The following is an 18,239-nucleotide window of genomic DNA, read 5'->3' as shown; positions in this document are numbered from 1 at the left end:
GGTCACATCCACCGAGTAGGTGATCGTGGCAGTCTGCCCCACCGCGAGATCACCCGTCCAGGTCAGGGTGTTCCCCGCCCGGGCCACGGTGCCGCTGCTGGCGGCCGCGTCACCGTTCCAGGTCGCATCATCCAGCACCCCCGACAGGTCGTCGGTGACCACCGCGTCGGTGACCGCACCCTCACCACGCTGGGTGACGGTGACCGTGTACGTCACCGTGTCACCGGCACGCACGGTGGCCCCGGATGCCGGGTCCGCGGTCTTGGCGTAGACATACCCGCCGGTCTTGTGGATGGTGCGGCACTCCTCGGTGCCATCCTCCGCCGTCACACAATCGCCGGCTTCGGACGGCGTGGTCACGACATTGGCGAGGGTGGTGTTACCAGCCCCGGTCACCGTCACCGAATAGGTGATCGTCACCTCATCACCCGGCGCCAGGTCACCGGCCCACGACAGCGTCGGTCCCTCGACGGTCGCCGTACCGGCAGTGGCCGCGACATCCCCGTTGTAGGACGCGTCATCCAGGACGTCCGTCAGGTCATCCACCACGGATGCCGCGACCCCGGCGGGACCGACCTGCGTGACGGTGACCGTGTAGGTGATGGTGTCACCGGCCTGCACGTCACTGTTGTGGATCGGGTCGGCCATCTTCGCGTAGGTGAACCGGCCCGTCTCATGCGTGGTCGTGCACTCCGGGTTCCCGTCCGCCGCCGGCACACACTCACCGTCCTCACCCGGCAACACCACGTTGGTCAGTGTCATGTCACCCTCACCGGTCACCGTCACCGTGTAGGTGACCGTCACCGCCGCACCCACCGCAAGATCACCGGACCATTCGATGGTCTCAGCATCCGCGTCGAACGAGGCCTCGCCCGCACTGGCGACCAGGGTGTCGTCCCAGGTCGCATCATCCAGCACCGCCGACAGATCATCATCGAACGACGCATCCGTCACCGCCCCCGGACCACGCTGCGCGACCGTCACGGTGTAGGTGATGGTCTCACCCACCGCGACATCGCTGCCGGGTGCGGCGACCGAGGTCTTGGCCACCGTGTAGTCACCGGTCAGGTGGGTCGTGGTGCAACCCGCCTCGTCGAGGCAGCCGTCGCTGGTGACCACGTTGGCCAGGCTCATATCACCCGCACCGGTCACCGTGACCGAATACGTCACCGTCACCACGGCATCCACCGCCAGATCACCCGACCACGACACCGTCGGCTCCGCGTAATCCGCCGACCCGCCACTTTCGGCCAGGTCATCGTTCCAGGTCGCGTCATCCAGCACCGCCGTCAGGTCATCGGCGAACGACGCATCCTCCACCGGCCCCGCACCGATCTGCGACACCGTCACGGTGTACTCGATGACCTCCCCGACCTGCACATCGCTGCCCGAGGCGGGGTCAGAGGTCTTCACCGTCTCGTAACGACCGGTCTGATGCTCGGTCTCACAATCAGCAGCCGCCTCACAACCCGGAGACTGCACCGTGTTCCCGATCAACGTGTCACCAGCAGCGGTCACCGTCACCGAATACGTCACCGTCGCCACATCACCCGGACCCAGATCACCCGTCCACGAGATCACCCCATCGACATACGTGAACGTCCCGTCCGAGGCGACGATGTCATCGTTGAACGTCGCATCATCCAACACCCCGGTGAGGTCGTCGTTGAAGAACTGCGCCACCACACGACCCTGACCCGACTGCGTCACCGTCACCGTGTACTCGATCACATCACCAACCTGCACATCGGAACCCGACGCCGGATCCGACGTCTTCACCGTCGTGTAGGAGGCCGTGTAATGCTCGGTCTCACACACCTCCACCGACGCACAGCCATCACTGGTTACGACATTGTGCAGGTGGGTGTCACCCTCACCCGTGACCGTGACGGAGTACGTGATCGTCACGACCTCGTCCACCGCCAGATCACCCGACCACGACAACACCTGCGTGGCCGCATCGAAACCGACCGTGCCAGCCGACGCGGTCAGCTCGTCGTCCCAGGTGGCATCATCCAGCACATCGCTCAGGTCATCGACCAGCGACGCACCCTCGTACTCGGCCTCACCCACCTGCGACACCGTCACGGTGTACTCGATCGTGCCACCCTCATCGACATTCGACCCATCAGCCGGGTCGGACGACTTCACCACGGTGAAATCCGCAATCGGGTGCTCCGTTGCACAGCTCTCGGCGGTGATACAGCCGGGGCTGGTCACCTGATTGCTCAGGAGGTAGTCGCCGTCGGCATCCAGGCCCGCGCTGTCCTTGAGCGTGACCGAGTACGTGATCGTCGCGACTTCCCCGACGGGAATCGTGCCCGTCCATGAGATCACCCCGTCGGTGACGTCCACCGTGCCCAGCGACGCGCTGATGTCGCCGTTGTAGACAGCGTCATCCGAGATGTTCTCGAGCGAGTCGCCGAACTGGGCGATTGCGGGAGCGTCACCTTCCTGGGTCACCGTCACCGTGTACGTCACCGTTTCACCCGGACGCACCGTCTCCCCCTCGGCGGGGTCGGACGACTTCACCGTCGTGTAGTTCACAACCTGGACACCCGCCGGGTCGCAGAGGATCGTCGGCGCCTCAGCATCCGGCGGGGTCGCCGCCGTGCCGCACGCCGTGTTGACCACGTTGCCGCCGCCGGTCATCGTGGCGGTGAACTCGTGCACCTGCTGCTCGCCTCGGGCGAGCGACGCCACCGTGAACGAACCCTCGGGGAACAGGCTGTCGGTGATCTCCAGATCGGTCAGCGTGCCCTGCCCGATGTTCTCCACGACGATGCGGTACGGCACCTCGTCGCCGACGCGATACGTCGGGAAATCGGCGGTCGTGTTCGCGTCGTGCCACTCGCCATCGGCATCCTGCACGTACTTCTTCAGGTCGACGGCGTAGCAGTTCGCGATCTCGGTGACCGCGGACGACAGCATCGGCAGCGCCGAGTGCTCCGCCCACGAACCGGCCGAGTTCACGAGGATCTGACCCGGCTTGTTGTCACCCGCCGCGGGCTCCTGACAGCTGGTGCCGGCAGGCGTCGTGAAGTCGATGCGGATCGTCTGGCTCGCTCCCGGAGCGAGCTCCGGGCCGATGACCCTGATCGCGGTCGGGTTCTCGACCGGAGTCGTCGACCAGTCCACGGTGTTCCCTGCGACCGAACCCGGCGTGCCTCCGTTGGAGGCGTCCCGTGGGTCAGAGCTCAGCGAGGCCAGCGGCGCCGTCGTGTAGTACACCGTCGAGCCCGCGGGGGCGACGACATCGGTCACCGCGTAGGTGCCGTCGATGTTGGTCCCGCGGCCGTCGCCGACGGCGGGCAGGATGTCGATGGTGTCGGTGAAGTCGCTGGACTCGGGGTCCTGCGAGTTGATCGTCAGCACCCACGAGGAACTGTCACCGTCGAACGAGAGCACGTTCGCCGCGGCGGCCTTTCCGAAGACGGTGGCCGATGCGCTGGGCACCGTGACCGTCGCCGTCGCCGTGCGGCCCGGGGTGTTCGCCGGGCGGTTGTCGCCGACCGTGTTGATCACGGCGGTGTTCGTGAGCCTCGTTCCGGGTGCAATAACGCTGTCGGCCGGCCGCTGCGCCTGGTACCTGATCGTCTGGAACACGTTCGGGGCGACCCCGGCGAACGTCCATGTGATGGTTCGTCCATCGGGGCTCACACTCGTCGGCTCGGGATCGCCCGTGCCGGGAACGTAGACCATCCCTTCCGGCAGCGTGTCGACCACGTCGAACGTCGCCGGCGGCGGGCTCGTCACGAGATTCTGCGCCTGCGCGCGGAGCGTGTACGTCACCGGGACGCCGGGCTCGGCGGTGGTGTCGGAGACGACCTTCTCGATCAGACCCTGAGCACCCTGCAGGCGGTACGCGTCGCGAAAACCGTTCGTGTTCGGACCATAGGTGCTGCCCGGAATGACGGTGCCACCGCCCACGGTGCTGAGATTGACCCAGTTGTTCAGCGTCGGATACTCCGGGAATCCGGTGGCGACGTCGTATGGGGCGTTGAACGTTCCGACGGTCCAGCCCTCTCCCGAGGTGGGGGCTGCCGGATCGATGTGCCCGAAGGCGCGGAGGAACGTGTGGGCGGACGTGTCGACGGCCGGGTTCCACGTCATCTTCACAGCGGTCACGCCCGCCGGAAGGTCCATCAGGATGTCGGTGCTGATGCGAGGGTCGGTGAGCGAAGTTCCGGGCGCCGGAGTGGTCTCGATCCACATCGCGCTCGGCGCTGCCTGTCCACACGTCTCGGTCTTCGTGTCCAGCACCTGCGTCGTGTAGAAGAACCGCGCCGTCTCGTAGTTCTCGTAGCCGTCGAGGCCGCCGCCGTTCCAGCCGCCACCCTCGAACGAGGTCGGGACGAACGCCGGGTTCTGGTTCATCGTGCAGAGGCCCGCCAGCTGCGCCCCACCGGGGCCGCTGTATCCGTTCCACACGAGGCTGTTCGCCTGGTGGTAGAGCGGGATCGGCCCGACATTTCCGGCGGCGACCTGCTCGTCCCAGTTCTCTTCGGTGATCCCGGGTTGCGGCATGACCGCGTCCAGGCTTGTGCCGGGGCTCACCCACAGGTTGGCATCCCACGTTGTCCGTGAGTTCGCCGGCGATCCGATCCAGTGGTTGCTGAATCCGCCGGGCGGGGTGAGCGTGGCGCTCGAGACGTTGTTCTCTGCGTTGCCGTCAGGCTCCGAGACACCGTCGTCGAAGACGAACGCGCCGGGCGACGCGGTGAACGTGTACGTGGTGATGGCCGTCACAGCTGCGGGAATGCTGAACTGCACGGTGCCCGAGGCGACGTAGACGCCGTTGCCGGGGAGCGGCTGACCCATGCTGTCGTTGACCGGCGCGTTGACCAGCGTGTAATCGAGATCCGAGAGCGAGACCGTGTACGTGGTGCCGGCGCCGCTCACGCTGCACGTCGGGAAGTTGGTGCGGTCCTCCTCCGCCGGGTCGGAGAAGGGCTGGCCGGTCGACCGCGACTGGGTGGTGATCGGCACGCACGCCTCCCACGCGAGACCATTGGTCGCGCCGGCGATGTTGGCACTGATGCTCACGGGGAACGAGTAGCTCTCGGGCCCGGGTCGGCTTCCGGCGTCGAGGATGAGCGAATAGTTCATCTGCAAGAACGGACGGTTGCCCCCGAGACGGCTGGCATCGGCGAAACCCTGGTTCGCTTGGCCGGGAGCTTGGACGAGGGACAGGTCCATGCCGTGCACGTACGTGATCGGCAGCGGACCGGGGTCGGCGGGGCCGGCTTCGGCCACGGCGGTGTCGGAGGTCGCAGTGCCGACGACGGTGAGGTCGCCGCCCTCCGTGGAGGTGGCGCGCACCGGGGTCTGGATGACCGAGGCGGTGCCCTCGATGATGGTGCCGAGGTTGCACAGCAGGACCGTGCCGTCGTCCGAGATCTCGGAGACGGGCGTCACGTCGCTCGTCTTGCACACCTGCGGGATGCTCGTGAAGGCGCCGTTGCCGACCGTCAGAGTGGCGCGAACGTTCTCGACCGGCTCGTTCGAGTACGGGTCCTCACTGTCGTTGGTGTTCACGTGGAACTCCGCCGTCACCGGCTGCCCGAACGGCGCCTCGGTCGGCGTCGGATCGCCGGCCCAGTTGGCGGTGATCTCATGCACCGACAGCGGCGCGGCCTGGGCGGCAGCCACCGGGAGCAGCGACAGGATCAGCGCGGCGACTCCGGTGAACGCCGCGGCCGTTGCGCGCCGGCGTCCTGGTGGCCTGCGGCGCGCACCAGCTGTCGAGACCGAATTTCCGAGCTTCAGCAGACGACTCAAGATTCCCCCTTGGAAACGTCACAGGGTCGACGCCGACTGACGCTTCCCCCCCTGTCAACGTTCCTAGCAGGCTCTCAGGTCACTCTCAGAAACTTCACCCTCACCTTCACCCCGCCCGCCAGCACCCCACGACGTGGTCGTCGACCATGCCGGAGGACTGCATCAGGGCATACATCGTCGTCGATCCGACGAAGCGGAATCCGCGCTTGCGCAGCGCCTTGCTCATCGCGTCGGATTCCGCCGTGGTCGCGGGGACGTCGGCGAACGATGCCGGGCGGACGTGGGATGCCGGAGCAAAGGACCACATGAAGGCGTCGAGCTCTCCGGGCTCGAGCTCGAGGACGAGCCGGGCATTGGAGATCGTCGCGAGGATCTTTGCGCGGTTGCGGATGATCCCGGCATCCGTCATCAGCCGTTCGACGTCGGTGTCGCCGAACCGGGCCACGACCTCCGGCTCGAACCCCGCGAACACCTCGCGAAAACGGGGACGCTTGCGCAGGATCGTGATCCACGACAGCCCGGCCTGGAACCCCTCGAGACTCATCTTCTCGAAGAGCGCGCGGTCTCCGTGCAGCGGCCGGCCCCACTCCTCATCGTGGTACCGCGCGTACTCGGCGTCGCCGCCGACCCACGCACAGCGCACGACCCCGTCCGCGCCCGTCTGCAAGCTCACGGCGCCAGCCTAGGACCGCCCGCCGACGTCGTCCTCACGGAATGAGACGCGAGTCCCGCAGGCTCTGGAAGATCTGCAGGAACATCTGCTCACTCTCGACGTACTCGTGGAAACCCGCCCGCCGGGATTTCGACGTGTCTGCGATGACGTCGTAGTCCCACCCGAAGACGAAATCGCCGAACTGCCATGATGAGACGCTCTCGTACGGCGTGGCGATGAGGCCGTGCCGCTGGACCATGGCATCCCAGACGTCCTCCTTGTCGGCCATCACATCGGCCAGCTGCATCGGTAGCGGCGGCGCGACGTCGAGTTCGAAGAATGCCGCGATCTTCGGCCACATCGAGGACCACCGGAACATGTCGCCGTTCGTGATGTTGTACGCCTGATTCCGGCCGGCCGGATCGGTCGCGGCCCAGACGGTGGCCTTGGCAAGGAGATCCGCGTCGGTCATCTCGATGAGGCTCCCATACGCGCCGGGCTTGCCCGGAAAGCGGAACGGGATACCGAGTTCCTTGCTGATCGATGCGTAGACGGCGATGACCATCGCGAGGTTCATCGGGTTTCCCAGGCCCACGCCCGCGACCACCGACGGCCTCAGCGCGGACCACGACCACGGCAGGCCGTCCTGGCGTCGTTCGAGGAAACGCTGCTGCTCCACGTTGAACTCCGGGGGCATGTGGGGTGGATCGTCCTCCTTGGCTGGGGTCGCGAACGGGCCGAGGTGCGCTCCATAGACCTTGTAACCCTGCATGAGGCTGATGTGCTCGAGCGTCGGCATGCGGGGCTCGATCGCATCGACGACATTTGTGAGCATCGCGAGGTTGGGTCCCACCAGTTCGCTCCACGTCGGTCGGTCCTGATACGCGGCGTAGAACACGTGGGTCACATCGTGCAGCGGCGCGAGGGCCGTAACGGTATCGCCCGGATCGAGGAGATCGACCGCGATGTGGCGGAGTCGATCTGCGGCCTCGCCACCGCGTCGGGACAGCCCGATCACGTCCCAGTCTCCCTCCCGCAGCAGGTGCGTGACGAGGTTGCGCCCGATCACGCCGCGTGCTCCGACGACGAGCGCTCTATTCATGGTGTCCTTCCGTTGCGGTGCCGGCTGTGCGCGGCTCGGAGTCCCGCGTCGCGAGGATCGCGGCGAAGTCTGTCAGCAGGCGATCGACCGCGCTTGGCGGGTCGTCCCTCAGCAGGAACCCGTGCCGAGTTCGTGGGTGAATGTGTTCGAAGACCTCGACGCCTGCGCGGCGCGCGTCTGCAGCAAATGCTCGAGCTTCCTCCGCCAGTGGGTCTCGATCCGCGAGCGCGAGCGCGACTCGCGCCACCGGAGGTGCACCAAGGGACGCCGGTGATGCCCGGGGATCGTCTGGATCCGCGCCCGCCAGATAGAGCCGGCGATACGCATCGAGTCGCGCCCAGTCCTCGGGAAAGGCGGCGCGCGTCTCGGGTGACCACCCCATGCTGAGATCGAGGAAGGGGTAGGCGAGCAGGAGCGCGGGCACCTCGGCCAACCCGAGGTGGCTCACGCCGAGCGCGAGGTTGGCCCCCGCACTGTCTCCGCCGAGAATGAGAGGCCCACGATCACTCAGCCGCTGGGCCCCGCGGCGGGCATCGTCGAACGCCGCCGGGAACGGATGCTCGGGCGCGAGCCGGTAGCCCACGAGCGCGACGGTCCTGCCAAGGGCGTAGGCGATGCGCCCGGCCACGCGCGAGTGCGTCGCGAGACCTCCGGTGACGAATCCGCCGCCGTGGAACCACGCGATCGTCTCGTCTCCTCGACGCGTGTGTGCGGGCGGTGCATGAAGGACGATGGGCGGCTCGCCGCGCCGATCCTCAAGATTCCGTATCTCGGTATCGCGGGGCGCGAAGCGCTGCCGCGCGGCCAGTTGTTCGACGGCCGCGCGGCGTGAATGAAGCTCGTGCGCGTTCACTCTTGGTAGCTCGGCAACCGGCGGAAGAGCGCGCCGCCAACCACGGTCGCCGCCCCGCCGATCGCCATCATCGCCATCAGAGGCGCGGACGAACCGCCACTCTGACCGACGAGCGCGAGAGCGGGAATCGGCAGGAGCGCCCCGCCGATGAGCGCTCCCGCGGCGATCGCAACCGCCACTCCGAGATAGCGCACCGTGACAGGGAAGGCGTTCGACATCATCGACGGCATGACGCCGCCGAAGGCGCCATAGGCAATGGCTCCCACGGCCATGGCCACCCACAGCGCCAGCGGACTGCGCATATCGACGAGGAGATAGGACGGGACCGCCCAGGCAAGGGTGAGGACGCCGGACCACACGATGATCCTCTGCTTGCCGATCGCGTCGCCGAAGCGCCCGAACACCAGGACCACGACGATCAGAAGCGCGGATGTCAGCACAAGGCCGACCGTGACAGTCACACCTGCGATCTCGGGACGATACGTGGTGACGAAGGCCAGAAGACTGGTCAGGAAGGCGTACCCGAATGCGAAGGGACCCAGCCACGCGAGTGTGGTCACGACAAGCGGTCTCCACGCGTCGCGCAGGAGGACCCGGATGCCCGCCTCCCGGCGCCGACCTGCTGCGACACGCTCCGTCGCCTCGAGGAAGGCCGGAGTCTCAGCCAATCGGGTTCGAAGGACCACGCCGATGACGAGCAGCACCGCACTCGCGATGAACGGGATGCGCCAGGCCCACGCGGTCCAGGTCTCCGCCCCCACGACGGAGCTGACGATGAGCGTCGTCGCGCCGGCGAGCAACAGGCCGATCATGTTGCCGACCTGTGGGAAAGCGCCGAACAGCGTGCGCAGATTCCGCGGAGCATGCTCCACCGCGACGACGACAGCGCCCGGATACTCCCCACCGATTGCGACTCCCTGAACAAGCCGGAGGCAGATGAGGAGGATGGGGGCGAGAACTCCGATGACTGCGTACCCAGGGAGCAGTCCGACGAGCACGGTCGCTCCGCCCATGATCACAAGGGACGCCAGCAGCGCGGGCCGCCGACCGAACCGATCCCCGACCGATCCGAAGATGACAGCGCCCAGCGGCCGGGTCACGAACGCGAGAGCCTGTGCGGAAACGGCGAGGAGGACGCCGATCCACGGCACCTCCGTGGGGAAGAACAGGGGCCCGAACACGGTCGCCGCGATGTACGCGTAGATCACGAAGTCATACAGCTCGATGGCGTTCCCCACCATCGCCGCGAAAGCGACGCCTCGAGGGCTCAGAGGCCGGCGCAGCGGGGTTCTACTGGAGCGCTCGCCGGATCCGACGGTGCCCGTTCTCGTTGTAACCATGGATGATCCTCCTCGATCACGTGGTGCTGCTGGTGCCGCTGCTCACGAGAGCGTCAGCGGGGGATTGGCGCTGCGGAGAAACTCGACCGTGACGAACTCCAGTCGACCCTCGCCGATGTTCTCGAGGTCGTGCAGGAGGTACTGGTCTTCGGCGAAGACGAATGAGCGGGTCGTGCCCACCTCGTACGCCACTTCGCGTGTCGTGCCGTCATGACTGTGCTGACGGCTCCGCCCGGACGTGACCGCTGTCCAGAAGTAGTCGAGGACGTGTCGGTGGAACGCGACTCTCTCGCCCGGGCCGACGGAGAGCCGCCAGATGCGCACACGGTCGGTTTCGAGAAGGAGTACGTGACCCACCCGGCCGTTCCACGCGTTCTCCCGGAATTCGGCGAGATGCGCGTCCGACCATCCCTCGAAGTCGGCCGCAACGACATCACCGGCGAGGGCCAGACCGGCAGCGGCGGGTGTAACGGTCATAACGGATCCTTTCGGTCTGAGACCACTGTGGGTGCCAGGGAGCGATAGATCCAATGCATTCTTTGGATGCGATCGATAAGGTTTATTTATGAGTCTTCGCCAGTTCGAGTATTTCGTCACGATCGCCGAAGAGGAATCGATGACGCGTGCCGCAGCGCGTCTTAATGTCACCCAACCGGCTCTCTCGCATCAGCTGGCCGCGCTCGAGCGCCATCTGGGGATCAATCTCTTCGCCCGAACGGGACGGTCGGTCCGGCTCACCATGGCTGGTCACGCGGTGCTCCCACACGCCAGAGCGACTCTCGCGGCAGCCGACAGAGCGAAACTGGCCGCGGTCGAGGCCATGGACCTCATGCGCGGTGAGCTGCGGGTGGCCACTGTGTACTCGATCAGTCTCGGCCTGCTTCCCATCGTGCTGTCGTGGTGGACCGCAAGCCATCCCGAAGTCGACCTACGACTCGCCGAGCACCGGCACGCCGATGCGATGGCGCACGCGGTCCTCACCGCTGACGCCGACGTGGCGATCGGTCCCCTGCCCGCGGGTTGGCATGGTCCGCGAGTGAGCCTCGGCAGGGAGGAGTTCGTCGTCGCACTCGCCGCGGACGATCCGCTCGCGGGTTCCACCGCTCCGGACCTGTCGGTGCTCGCCGGCCGCCGATGGGTGCATTACTCGCGCGACAACGGCCTCGCCGCCATCCTCGATCGAGCATGCGACGAGGCGGGCTTCTCGCCGTCCGCGGCAGTGCGCGTCGAGCAGACCGCGTCAGCACCCGCGCTCGCCGCGGCGGGCATCGGTCCTTCCCTGGTTCCATCGAACATGCTCGCCCCCGACTTTCCCGGAGGTGTCATGCGCTTGCGCCACCCGCCTCACCGGGAACTGGCAGTTTTCGGCTCCGCCGAAGGAGGGCGCGCATCGGAGCGCGTGCTGATGACGTTCGATGACGTCGCGAGACGGTGGCGGGAGCAGCAGGGACCGCAGCCGTGACACCGTGCGATCTGCCGCCGATCCCGGGCGCGTCAGCATCCCGTCACCGGTTCGACCCCGGCCGGTACCCGAAGGACCCCCCGGTCGCTTACCGTTGAGTGTTGAGCCCATTCGGGCTTGCGCGCAGGAGGCTCCCCATGAAGATCGTCGCATCATCGGACTGGCGGGACGCCATCCCGTTCGACACGCTCGTGGTGGTGGCCGATGTCGTTCCCGGCGAGCCGACGCGCTGCTTCACGTGCGGGACCGACTCCGAGCCGCAGCCGCGCACCGAACTGTGGGCGTACAAGCACCGCCATCCGAAGAACCATGACGGCTATGTGCGCTTCTACTGCGCCGAGCATCGTCCGGTGATTCAGCGACCCGTGGTCGCGGCGTACGTCGCTTCGAGCCGTTCCGCGCGATCCTCGCGGGCAGCGGCCGAGCGCCGCCCCGCGAAGCCATCTATCCCCGAGCGCCAGCGGGCGGTGTGCCCGAACTGCTTCGTCGAGGTCTCGGCGACCGGCGAGTGCGGCATGTGCAGCTGGTCCGACAGCTGACCTGGGCGGGCAGCTGACGAACCGGCGGCACCGGCCGCCGCCGCCGCTCGATGATCAACGCCCGGCGCGCTCCTTCTTCTTGAGCGACTTCTCCGACACGGGAGCCTCGCCCGAGGCTGCCAGTTCGCGATAGTACTCGCGGGCCTCGTCCTGGCGCTCCCGCTCCGCGCCCGACGCGATCGGCGCGCGCACGTGCTCGGGCTCGAAGCCGTAGGCGTCGACGAGATCCTGAGCGTGGGGGCGCAGCCGCGCCGACAGCCGGTCGATGTACCGCGAGACGGATGCTGCGCGCTGAGTCGACAGCCGTCCGTTGATGAGATACCACGCGAGGTGCTTCTCGATCAGCTGCATGCCGAACAGGTCGCGCAGCCACGTCAGCACGCGCTTCGTGCCCGCGTCGGTGACACGGTTGACCCCGTCGGTGAAGGCTTCCCACTGCAGCAGTTGGCCATGCGCACGGGCTGCCTCGATGAGCTCCGCCTGATGGCTGTTGAAGAGTGCAGCGGCCTCGGCGGGCGCGAGCGATGATGCCGGACGGAGGGCGGCCGCCAGGTCGGCGACCATCTGCTGCACACGGCCGGCGAGCAGCTCGTGCTGCTGGTCCTCGCGCAGTCCGAGCTCCACCGAGCGGGCCGTAGAACCGAAGTCGGTGACCGTCTGTCCGAGCTGGCGCAGGCCCGCGCCGTGGAACAGCTTGCCCGCGGTCTGCGTGACCGCAAAGCGTGCCAGGGCCGCGGCATCCTTCCCCTTGAACTGCTTGGCATAGTCCGACAGGAGTCGCTTGCCGACCAGCTGCAGCAGCACGTTGTTGTCGCCTTCGAAGGTGGCGAAGACGTCCAGGTCCTGGTGAAGGCCGACCAGGCGGTTCTCGGCGAGGAAGCCGGCCCCGCCGCACGCCTCGCGTGCCTCCTGGATCGAATCGAGCGCGTTCCACGTCGACAGCGACTTCAGGGCAGCGGCCAGCGTCTCGAGGTTCTCGCGCTCGGCCGGTGTGTCCTTGCGACCCGAGAAGACGCCGTCGAAGGTGCGCAGCAGCTCGTCGTGGGCGAAGAACTGCGCGTAGTTCTGGGCCAGCAGCGGCAGCAGGCGTCGCTGGTGCTTGCCGTAGTCGAGCAGCACGACCTCTTCGCTGCCGACGCCCGAGTCGAACTGGCGGCGCTGGTTGGCGTAGGTGAGCGCGATGTAGAGGGCGAGCGCGGTGCCGGTCGTCGCGGCGCCGTCGAGCGAGACCCGCCCCTGCACCAGCGCGCCGAGCATCGTGAAGAAGCGGCGGCCGGGGCTGGCGATCTCGGAGCTGTAGCTGCCGTCGGCGGCGACGTCGCCGTAGCGGTTGAGCAGGTTCTCGCGCGGGACGCGCACGTGGTCGAAGTGCAGGCGGCCGTTGTCGATGCCGTTGAGGCCGCCCTTGACGCCGTCGTCCTCGCCGCCGATGCCGGGGAGGAAGTTCCCGTCGCCGTCGCGCAGCGGCACGAAGAAGCAGTGCACGCCGTAGTTGACGCCGCCCGTGATCAACTGGGCGAACACTGTCGCGGCCTTGCCGTGCAGGGCGGCATTGCCGAGGTAGTCCTTCCAGGCGCCGCGGAACGGCGTGTGGATGACGAACTCCTCGGTCTCGGGGTCGTACGTGGCCGTCGTGCCGATGGCCGCGACATCCGATCCGTGTCCGGTCTCGGTCATCGCGAAGGCGCCGGGGATCGACAGATCCATCACGCCCTTGAGCCACTTGTCGTGGTGGGTCTTGGTGCCCAGCTGGTGGATCGCAGAGCCGAAGAGTCCCCACTGCACGCCGGACTTGATCTGCAGGCTGGGGTCGGCCAGCACGAGTTCCTGGAAGCCGGCGAGGTTCGCGCCGTTGTTGTTCTCGCCGCCGTATTCCTCGGGGAAGGCGCGACGCGAGCCGCCGTGCTCCACGAGCAGGTGCAGCTGGGTCAGCACGCGCTCGCGGTGTTCGGCCATCGGCTGTCCGTCGATGCGCCAGAACGCGGGGTCCTTGATCATCTCGCGCGCCGTGCGGCGGGTGTCGCCCCACGTTCCGAGCAGCAGATCGGTGACGGCCGCGACATCGATGCGGGGCTCGGATGCCTCTTCCGCGGTGTGCGCGGCGGTCGGGGCGCCGCCCGCGGGCGTGCGCTTGTGGACGGCGGGCTTCTTGGTGCGGACGGCGGCGTCAGCCATGTGCATCACCTTCGGGTCACGAGAGGAAGAGTCACTGCGACGGTAGGACTTCCTACAACGGCAAGGCAAGCCGGTTGGCGAGTGCGCACAAAGGTGCCCGACCGCGTCTGCCGGATGCCTTGTGCGGACCCGACAGCCGCAGGGAGCTACCGCAAGCCGGCGGCGACCGCCGCGGTGACCTTCATCCAGGCCTCGCGGCTCTGATCGCTGAGGGCGTCGTAGTCGATCACGTCGCCTCGATCGAGCGCCACGTCGAAGGGCACCGGCACGACCTGTCGCGTGAGCTCGCCCATGTGGCTGGTCAGACGCTTCTCGAGGTCGGGATAGCTCGTCGGCGACGGATGGCTCATGACCGTCACCGCGTTGCGCAGCTTGGCCTCGTGCCCGTGGGCGACGAGCGTGTCGGCCATGGAGGCGAGGGTCCTGGCGCTGTCCTCCTTCACGATGGTCGTGAGCACCAGCACGTCGGCGGCGGCGACGGCGGACTGCCAGGTTCCCGCCTTCGAGTTGTTGCCGGTGTCGACGATGATCACGCGATACGAGCTGCTCAGCGTGTCGTGCAGCAGCCCGAACGCCTGCTCGTCGATCACCTCGCTGTCGCCGTCGAGGTTCTGCGACGCCAGAACGTCGAACTTGTTGTCGCGCTGGCCGCGCACGAAGTCGATGAGGTCGGCCGAGCTGAGCTGACCCGGTCCCTCGTTCACGTGGCGCAGCAGGTCGATCGCGGTGCGGTCGTGCGACGGCGCGGGCAGCGAACGGATGCCGAGCGTGCCCTTGTACTCGTTGTTGTCCCACGCGAGCACGCTGCCGCCGCGAATGCGGCCGAGTGTCGCGCCGAGCAGGTACGTGGTCGTGGTCTTGCCGACGCCGCCCTTCTCCCCGATCACGGCGATCGTCTTGCGACCCGAGAACGCCCGCTGGATGGTGTCGTGGCGATCGCGCCGGGCCTGCTCCTTCTTGCCCGGCGCGAGGCGGAAGCCGACCTTGTTCATTCCGCCGCGCATGCCCTCGGTCGCCAGGACCCGGATGGGCGTCTTGGCGGACTCGGCGAAGTCGCGCGCGGTGAGCAGGCGTGCATCACGCCGGGTCAGCGATTGCTCGTCGGATGCTGCGGCTGGAGTTGCGGCGGCCGTCGCCGATGTCGAGACCGCTGTCGAGACCGCGCTCGAGACCGGTGTCGAGAGCGTCGCCTCGGGAACCCCGGTGACGAGGTCGGCGGTCGTCTCGATGCCCTCCTCGACCGATCCGTCGGGCGCGACGATCAGCGCACGCACGCCGTCGCTGCCGCTGGCCGCGACGCGAACCTCACGGCCGTGCTGCTGAGCCACCTCGACCACGAGCGCGAGCACCGCTTCCCGCGCGCCGGCGGCGTCGCGCGCCTTCACCGTGCGCGTGCTGCCGTCGACGGTTACCGACCCGGTGCCGTCGTCGTTGGTGACCACAGAGATGCGCGGCCGATCCGGGATCTGGACGCTTTCGTTCACTCGGACTCCTTGACTGAATGTCGATGGGGCGGATGTCGTCGAAGCGAGGACGCCTTCGCGGCGCGAGCACATGGCGCTTCAGACGAATCCGACGTACCACCGTAACCCGGGCGCGCTCGCGGCATTCGAATCGACGGCGGGCTCAGAACAGTCCGACGATCCGCCCGTCCCCTGTGACGTCGATCGTGTTGGCCGCGGGCACGGCGGGCAGGCCCGGCATCGTCATGATGTCACCGCAGATCATCACGACGAACCGCGCTCCGGCCGCCAGCCGCACCTCGCGGACGTCGACCGCATGGCCGCTGGGGGCACCTCGCAGCTTGGCGTCGGTCGAGAACGAGTACTGCGTCTTGGCGACGCACACCGGATACTGCCCGTACCCCTCCTCCTGCAGGCGGCGGATCTGCGCGCGGACCGCCGTGGAGGCGGTGATCTCGGATGCCCCGTACACGCGTGTCGCGATCGCGCTCATCTTCTCCCACAGGCTCGCGTCGTCGGCATAGGTGAAGTGAAGCTCGGACGCCGCGGGCGCCGCGTCGCACAGGCGCACCACCTCCCGGGCGAGCTCCTCGGCGCCGGCGCCGCCCTGCGCGAAATGCTTCGCCACGACAGCTCTGGCCCCGGCCGCCTCGACGGCACCGATCACCGCCGCGATCTCGGCATCCGAATCCTCCGCCCGATGGTTGATCGCGACGACCGCGGGGATGCCCCACGTGTCGCGGACGGTGGACAGATGCCGTTCGAGATTGACCATGCCGCGGGTGACCGCGGCGACGTCCTCTTGCGCCAGATGGGCGACCTCGACGCCGCCGTGGTACTTCATCGCCCGCACCGTCGCGACGATCACCGCGGCGTCGGGGCGCAGACCGGTGGAGCGGCACAGGATGTCGACGAACTTCTCGGCGCCCAGGTCGGCGCCGAAACCCGCCTCGGTCACGACGTAGTCCGACAGCCGCAATGCCGCATCGGTCGCGATGAACGAGTTGCAGCCGTGTGCGATGTTCGCGAACGGCCCGCCATGGACGAACGCCGGCGTGTGCTCGAGCGTCTGCACGAGGTTCGGCGCGAGCGCATCGCGCAGGATCGCGGCCATGGCGCCGTGCGCCTGCAGATCGCGCGCCCGCACCGGCGCGCGGTCGCGGGTGTAGGCCACCACGATGTCGCCGAGACGGTTCTTGAGGTCTTCGAGGCTCGAGGCCAAGCAGAAGATCGCCATGACCTCGCTGGCCACGACGATGTCGAAGCCGCTCTCACGCGGGTAGCCGTTGCCGGGCCCGCCCAGGCCGATGACGGTGTCGCGCAGTGCGCGGTCGTTGACGTCGAGCACGCGCCGCCACGTCACGCGCCGCACATCGATGCCGAGCTCGTTGCCGTGGTGGATGTGATTGTCGATGAGTGCCGCCAGCAGGTTCGTGGCCACCGAGATCGCCGCGAAGTCACCGGTGAAGTGCAGGTTGATGTCTTCCATCGGCACGACCTGCGCGTATCCGCCGCCGGCGGCGCCGCCCTTCATGCCGAACACCGGCCCGAGCGCCGGTTCGCGCAGGCAGATCATCGCGCGCTCACCGATCCGGTTCAAGGCATCGCCGAGGCCGACGGTCGTGGTCGTCTTGCCTTCGCCCGCGGGCGTGGGCGAGATCGCGGTCATGAGCACCAGGCGTCCACGCGGCCGTTCCTGCAGCTTCGCGAGGTGCGCGAGGGCGACCTTCGCCTTGTGACGGCCATACGGCTCGAGAGCCTCCTCGGGGATGCCGAGTCCTTCGGCGATCCGCGTGATCGGCCAGAGTTCGGCCCGCTGTGCGATGTCGATGTTGCTCGTGGCCACGCCCGCTCCCCGCTCCCGGGCGCCGTCGCCCGCACGTCGGAGCCTAGCCGGGCACCGTCGATTGTCGGGCACGGCACCCACGGAGAAGGTGACCTCGGAGTGTCGGCAGATGTGCGCAGAATGGAGCGATGCGCGCCACTCCCGATGCCCCGCTCGATCTGAGTGACCGCGAGCCCGACGTCGACGAGCGTTTCGACGGCGGCCGGCTCGATACCGCTCGCTGGTGGCCCTTCTATACGCCGCACTGGTCGACTCGGGATGCTTCGGCCGCGCGTTGGTCGATCGGCCCCGGTGGTCTCGAGCTGCGCATCGACGCCGACACCGCGCCCTGGGCACCGGACCTCGACGGCGACGTGCGAGTCTCGCACTTGCAGACCGGCCAGCACTCGGGCCCGGTCGGGAGCGAGCGGGGGCAGCACCGGTTCCGCACGGGTCTGCGCGTGCGCGAAGAGCAGCCGGAGCACCGGGGGTGGCTGGTGCGCCACGGAGTCATCGAGGTGCGGATGGCCGCGGTGCGGCATCCCGATGTGATGGTGGCCTTCTGGCCGATCGGGTTCGAGGAAAGGCCCGACGACTGCGGCGAGCTCTGCATCGCCGAGATCTTCGGTCGGGAGGTCGACGACACCGGCGGCCTTGTCGGGGTTGGACTGAAGGCCCAGAACGACCCGCGACTGCGGACGGACTTCGAGAAGATCCGCGTCGACGGCGACCTGACCGACTTCCACGATTACGCGGTCGAGTGGGCGCCCGAGCGCGTGCGCTTCTTCATCGACGGGCGATGGGTGAAAACCGTGGAGCAAAGGATGGACTACCCCGTGCAGTTCATGCTCGACGTGTACGAGTTTCCGCGCACCGACGGCACGCGAGACACCGCCGCGCTACCTCATGTGCTGCGCGTGGCACACGTCCGCAGCTACGCGGCGCGCTGACGCCCCCTCGGATCGACGAAGGGGAGCGTTCGAGACGCGTCTGCTGGCGCCCCAGGCGATGGCGCGCCACCGTGATGACCACCCTGGTCACGGCGTC

The 18,239-nt window shown here is 67.9% G+C and carries 12 protein-coding genes; 3 read left to right on the top strand and 9 right to left on the bottom strand.

Annotated elements, in window-relative coordinates:
- The 6 genes from K0817_RS18430 to K0817_RS18405 form a co-directional block, all read right to left on the bottom strand.
- The coding region (locus K0817_RS18430; protein WP_219983130.1) for an isopeptide-forming domain-containing fimbrial protein at positions 1-5,781 on the bottom strand (5,781 nt) is incomplete at its 3' end.
- A gap of 106 nt (positions 5,782-5,887) precedes the next feature.
- Positions 5,888-6,454, bottom strand: a complete 567-nt coding sequence (locus K0817_RS18425) for a DNA-3-methyladenine glycosylase I (RefSeq protein ID WP_219983129.1) — start codon at positions 6,452-6,454, stop codon at positions 5,888-5,890.
- A 34-nt stretch (positions 6,455-6,488) separates the two neighbouring features.
- Positions 6,489-7,535 carry an SDR family oxidoreductase gene (locus K0817_RS18420; RefSeq protein ID WP_219983128.1) on the bottom strand — a complete coding sequence of 349 codons (1,047 nt, stop codon included), beginning with the start codon at positions 7,533-7,535 and terminating at the stop codon, positions 6,489-6,491.
- On the bottom strand, positions 7,528-8,220 hold the full coding sequence (locus K0817_RS18415) for an alpha/beta hydrolase fold domain-containing protein (RefSeq protein WP_308211920.1): 693 nt from the start codon (positions 8,218-8,220) through the stop codon (positions 7,528-7,530). The genes K0817_RS18420 and K0817_RS18415 overlap by 8 nt, the downstream gene beginning before the upstream one ends.
- Positions 8,221-8,384: 164 nt before the next feature.
- Positions 8,385-9,728 carry an MFS transporter gene (locus K0817_RS18410; protein WP_219983126.1) on the bottom strand — a complete coding sequence of 448 codons (1,344 nt, stop codon included), beginning with the start codon at positions 9,726-9,728 and terminating at the stop codon, positions 8,385-8,387.
- A 42-nt stretch (positions 9,729-9,770) separates the two neighbouring features.
- Positions 9,771-10,205 carry a hypothetical protein gene (locus K0817_RS18405; RefSeq protein ID WP_219983125.1) on the bottom strand — a complete coding sequence of 145 codons (435 nt, stop codon included), beginning with the start codon at positions 10,203-10,205 and terminating at the stop codon, positions 9,771-9,773.
- Between the two features lie 88 nt (positions 10,206-10,293).
- On the opposite strand from K0817_RS18405, the gene K0817_RS18400 reads away from it, so the two are divergent.
- Entirely contained in the window at positions 10,294-11,190 is an 897-nt protein-coding gene (locus K0817_RS18400; protein ID WP_219983124.1) for a LysR family transcriptional regulator, read from the top strand.
- A gap of 137 nt (positions 11,191-11,327) precedes the next feature.
- Complete coding sequence (locus tag K0817_RS18395) at positions 11,328-11,729, top strand: glucose-6-phosphate dehydrogenase (RefSeq protein ID WP_219983123.1); 402 nt, start codon at positions 11,328-11,330, stop codon at positions 11,727-11,729.
- A 54-nt stretch (positions 11,730-11,783) separates the two neighbouring features.
- Here the strand turns inward: K0817_RS18395 and K0817_RS18390 are convergent, their stop codons facing one another.
- The 3 genes from K0817_RS18390 to K0817_RS18380 all read right to left on the bottom strand — a co-directional run bounded on the left by K0817_RS18390 (position 11,784) and on the right by K0817_RS18380 (position 17,213).
- The gene (locus K0817_RS18390) at positions 11,784-13,904 is read right to left on the bottom strand and encodes an acyl-CoA dehydrogenase (RefSeq protein ID WP_219983122.1); all 2,121 of its coding nucleotides are present in this window, start codon (positions 13,902-13,904) and stop codon (positions 11,784-11,786) included.
- Between the two features lie 146 nt (positions 13,905-14,050).
- Positions 14,051-15,388, bottom strand: a complete 1,338-nt coding sequence (locus tag K0817_RS18760; protein ID WP_219983121.1) for an AAA family ATPase — start codon at positions 15,386-15,388, stop codon at positions 14,051-14,053.
- Positions 15,389-15,530: 142 nt separating this feature from the next.
- Positions 15,531-17,213 (bottom strand): formate--tetrahydrofolate ligase, encoded by a 1,683-nt coding sequence (locus K0817_RS18380; protein ID WP_219983120.1) that lies wholly within the window; start codon positions 17,211-17,213, stop codon positions 15,531-15,533.
- A gap of 128 nt (positions 17,214-17,341) precedes the next feature.
- On the opposite strand from K0817_RS18380, the gene K0817_RS18375 reads away from it, so the two are divergent.
- On the top strand, positions 17,342-18,142 hold the full coding sequence (locus tag K0817_RS18375; RefSeq protein WP_219983119.1) for a glycoside hydrolase family 16 protein: 801 nt from the start codon (positions 17,342-17,344) through the stop codon (positions 18,140-18,142).
- Positions 18,143-18,239 lie beyond the last annotated feature (97 nt).

Origin of the sequence: Microbacterium sp. HD4P20, from assembly GCF_019449275.2 — a bacterium.
In the GTDB taxonomy this organism is placed as follows: Bacteria; Actinomycetota; Actinomycetes; order Actinomycetales; family Microbacteriaceae; genus Microbacterium.
Note: the sequence above shows the minus strand (reverse complement) of the source record. Positions and strands in the feature narration are given on the sequence as shown.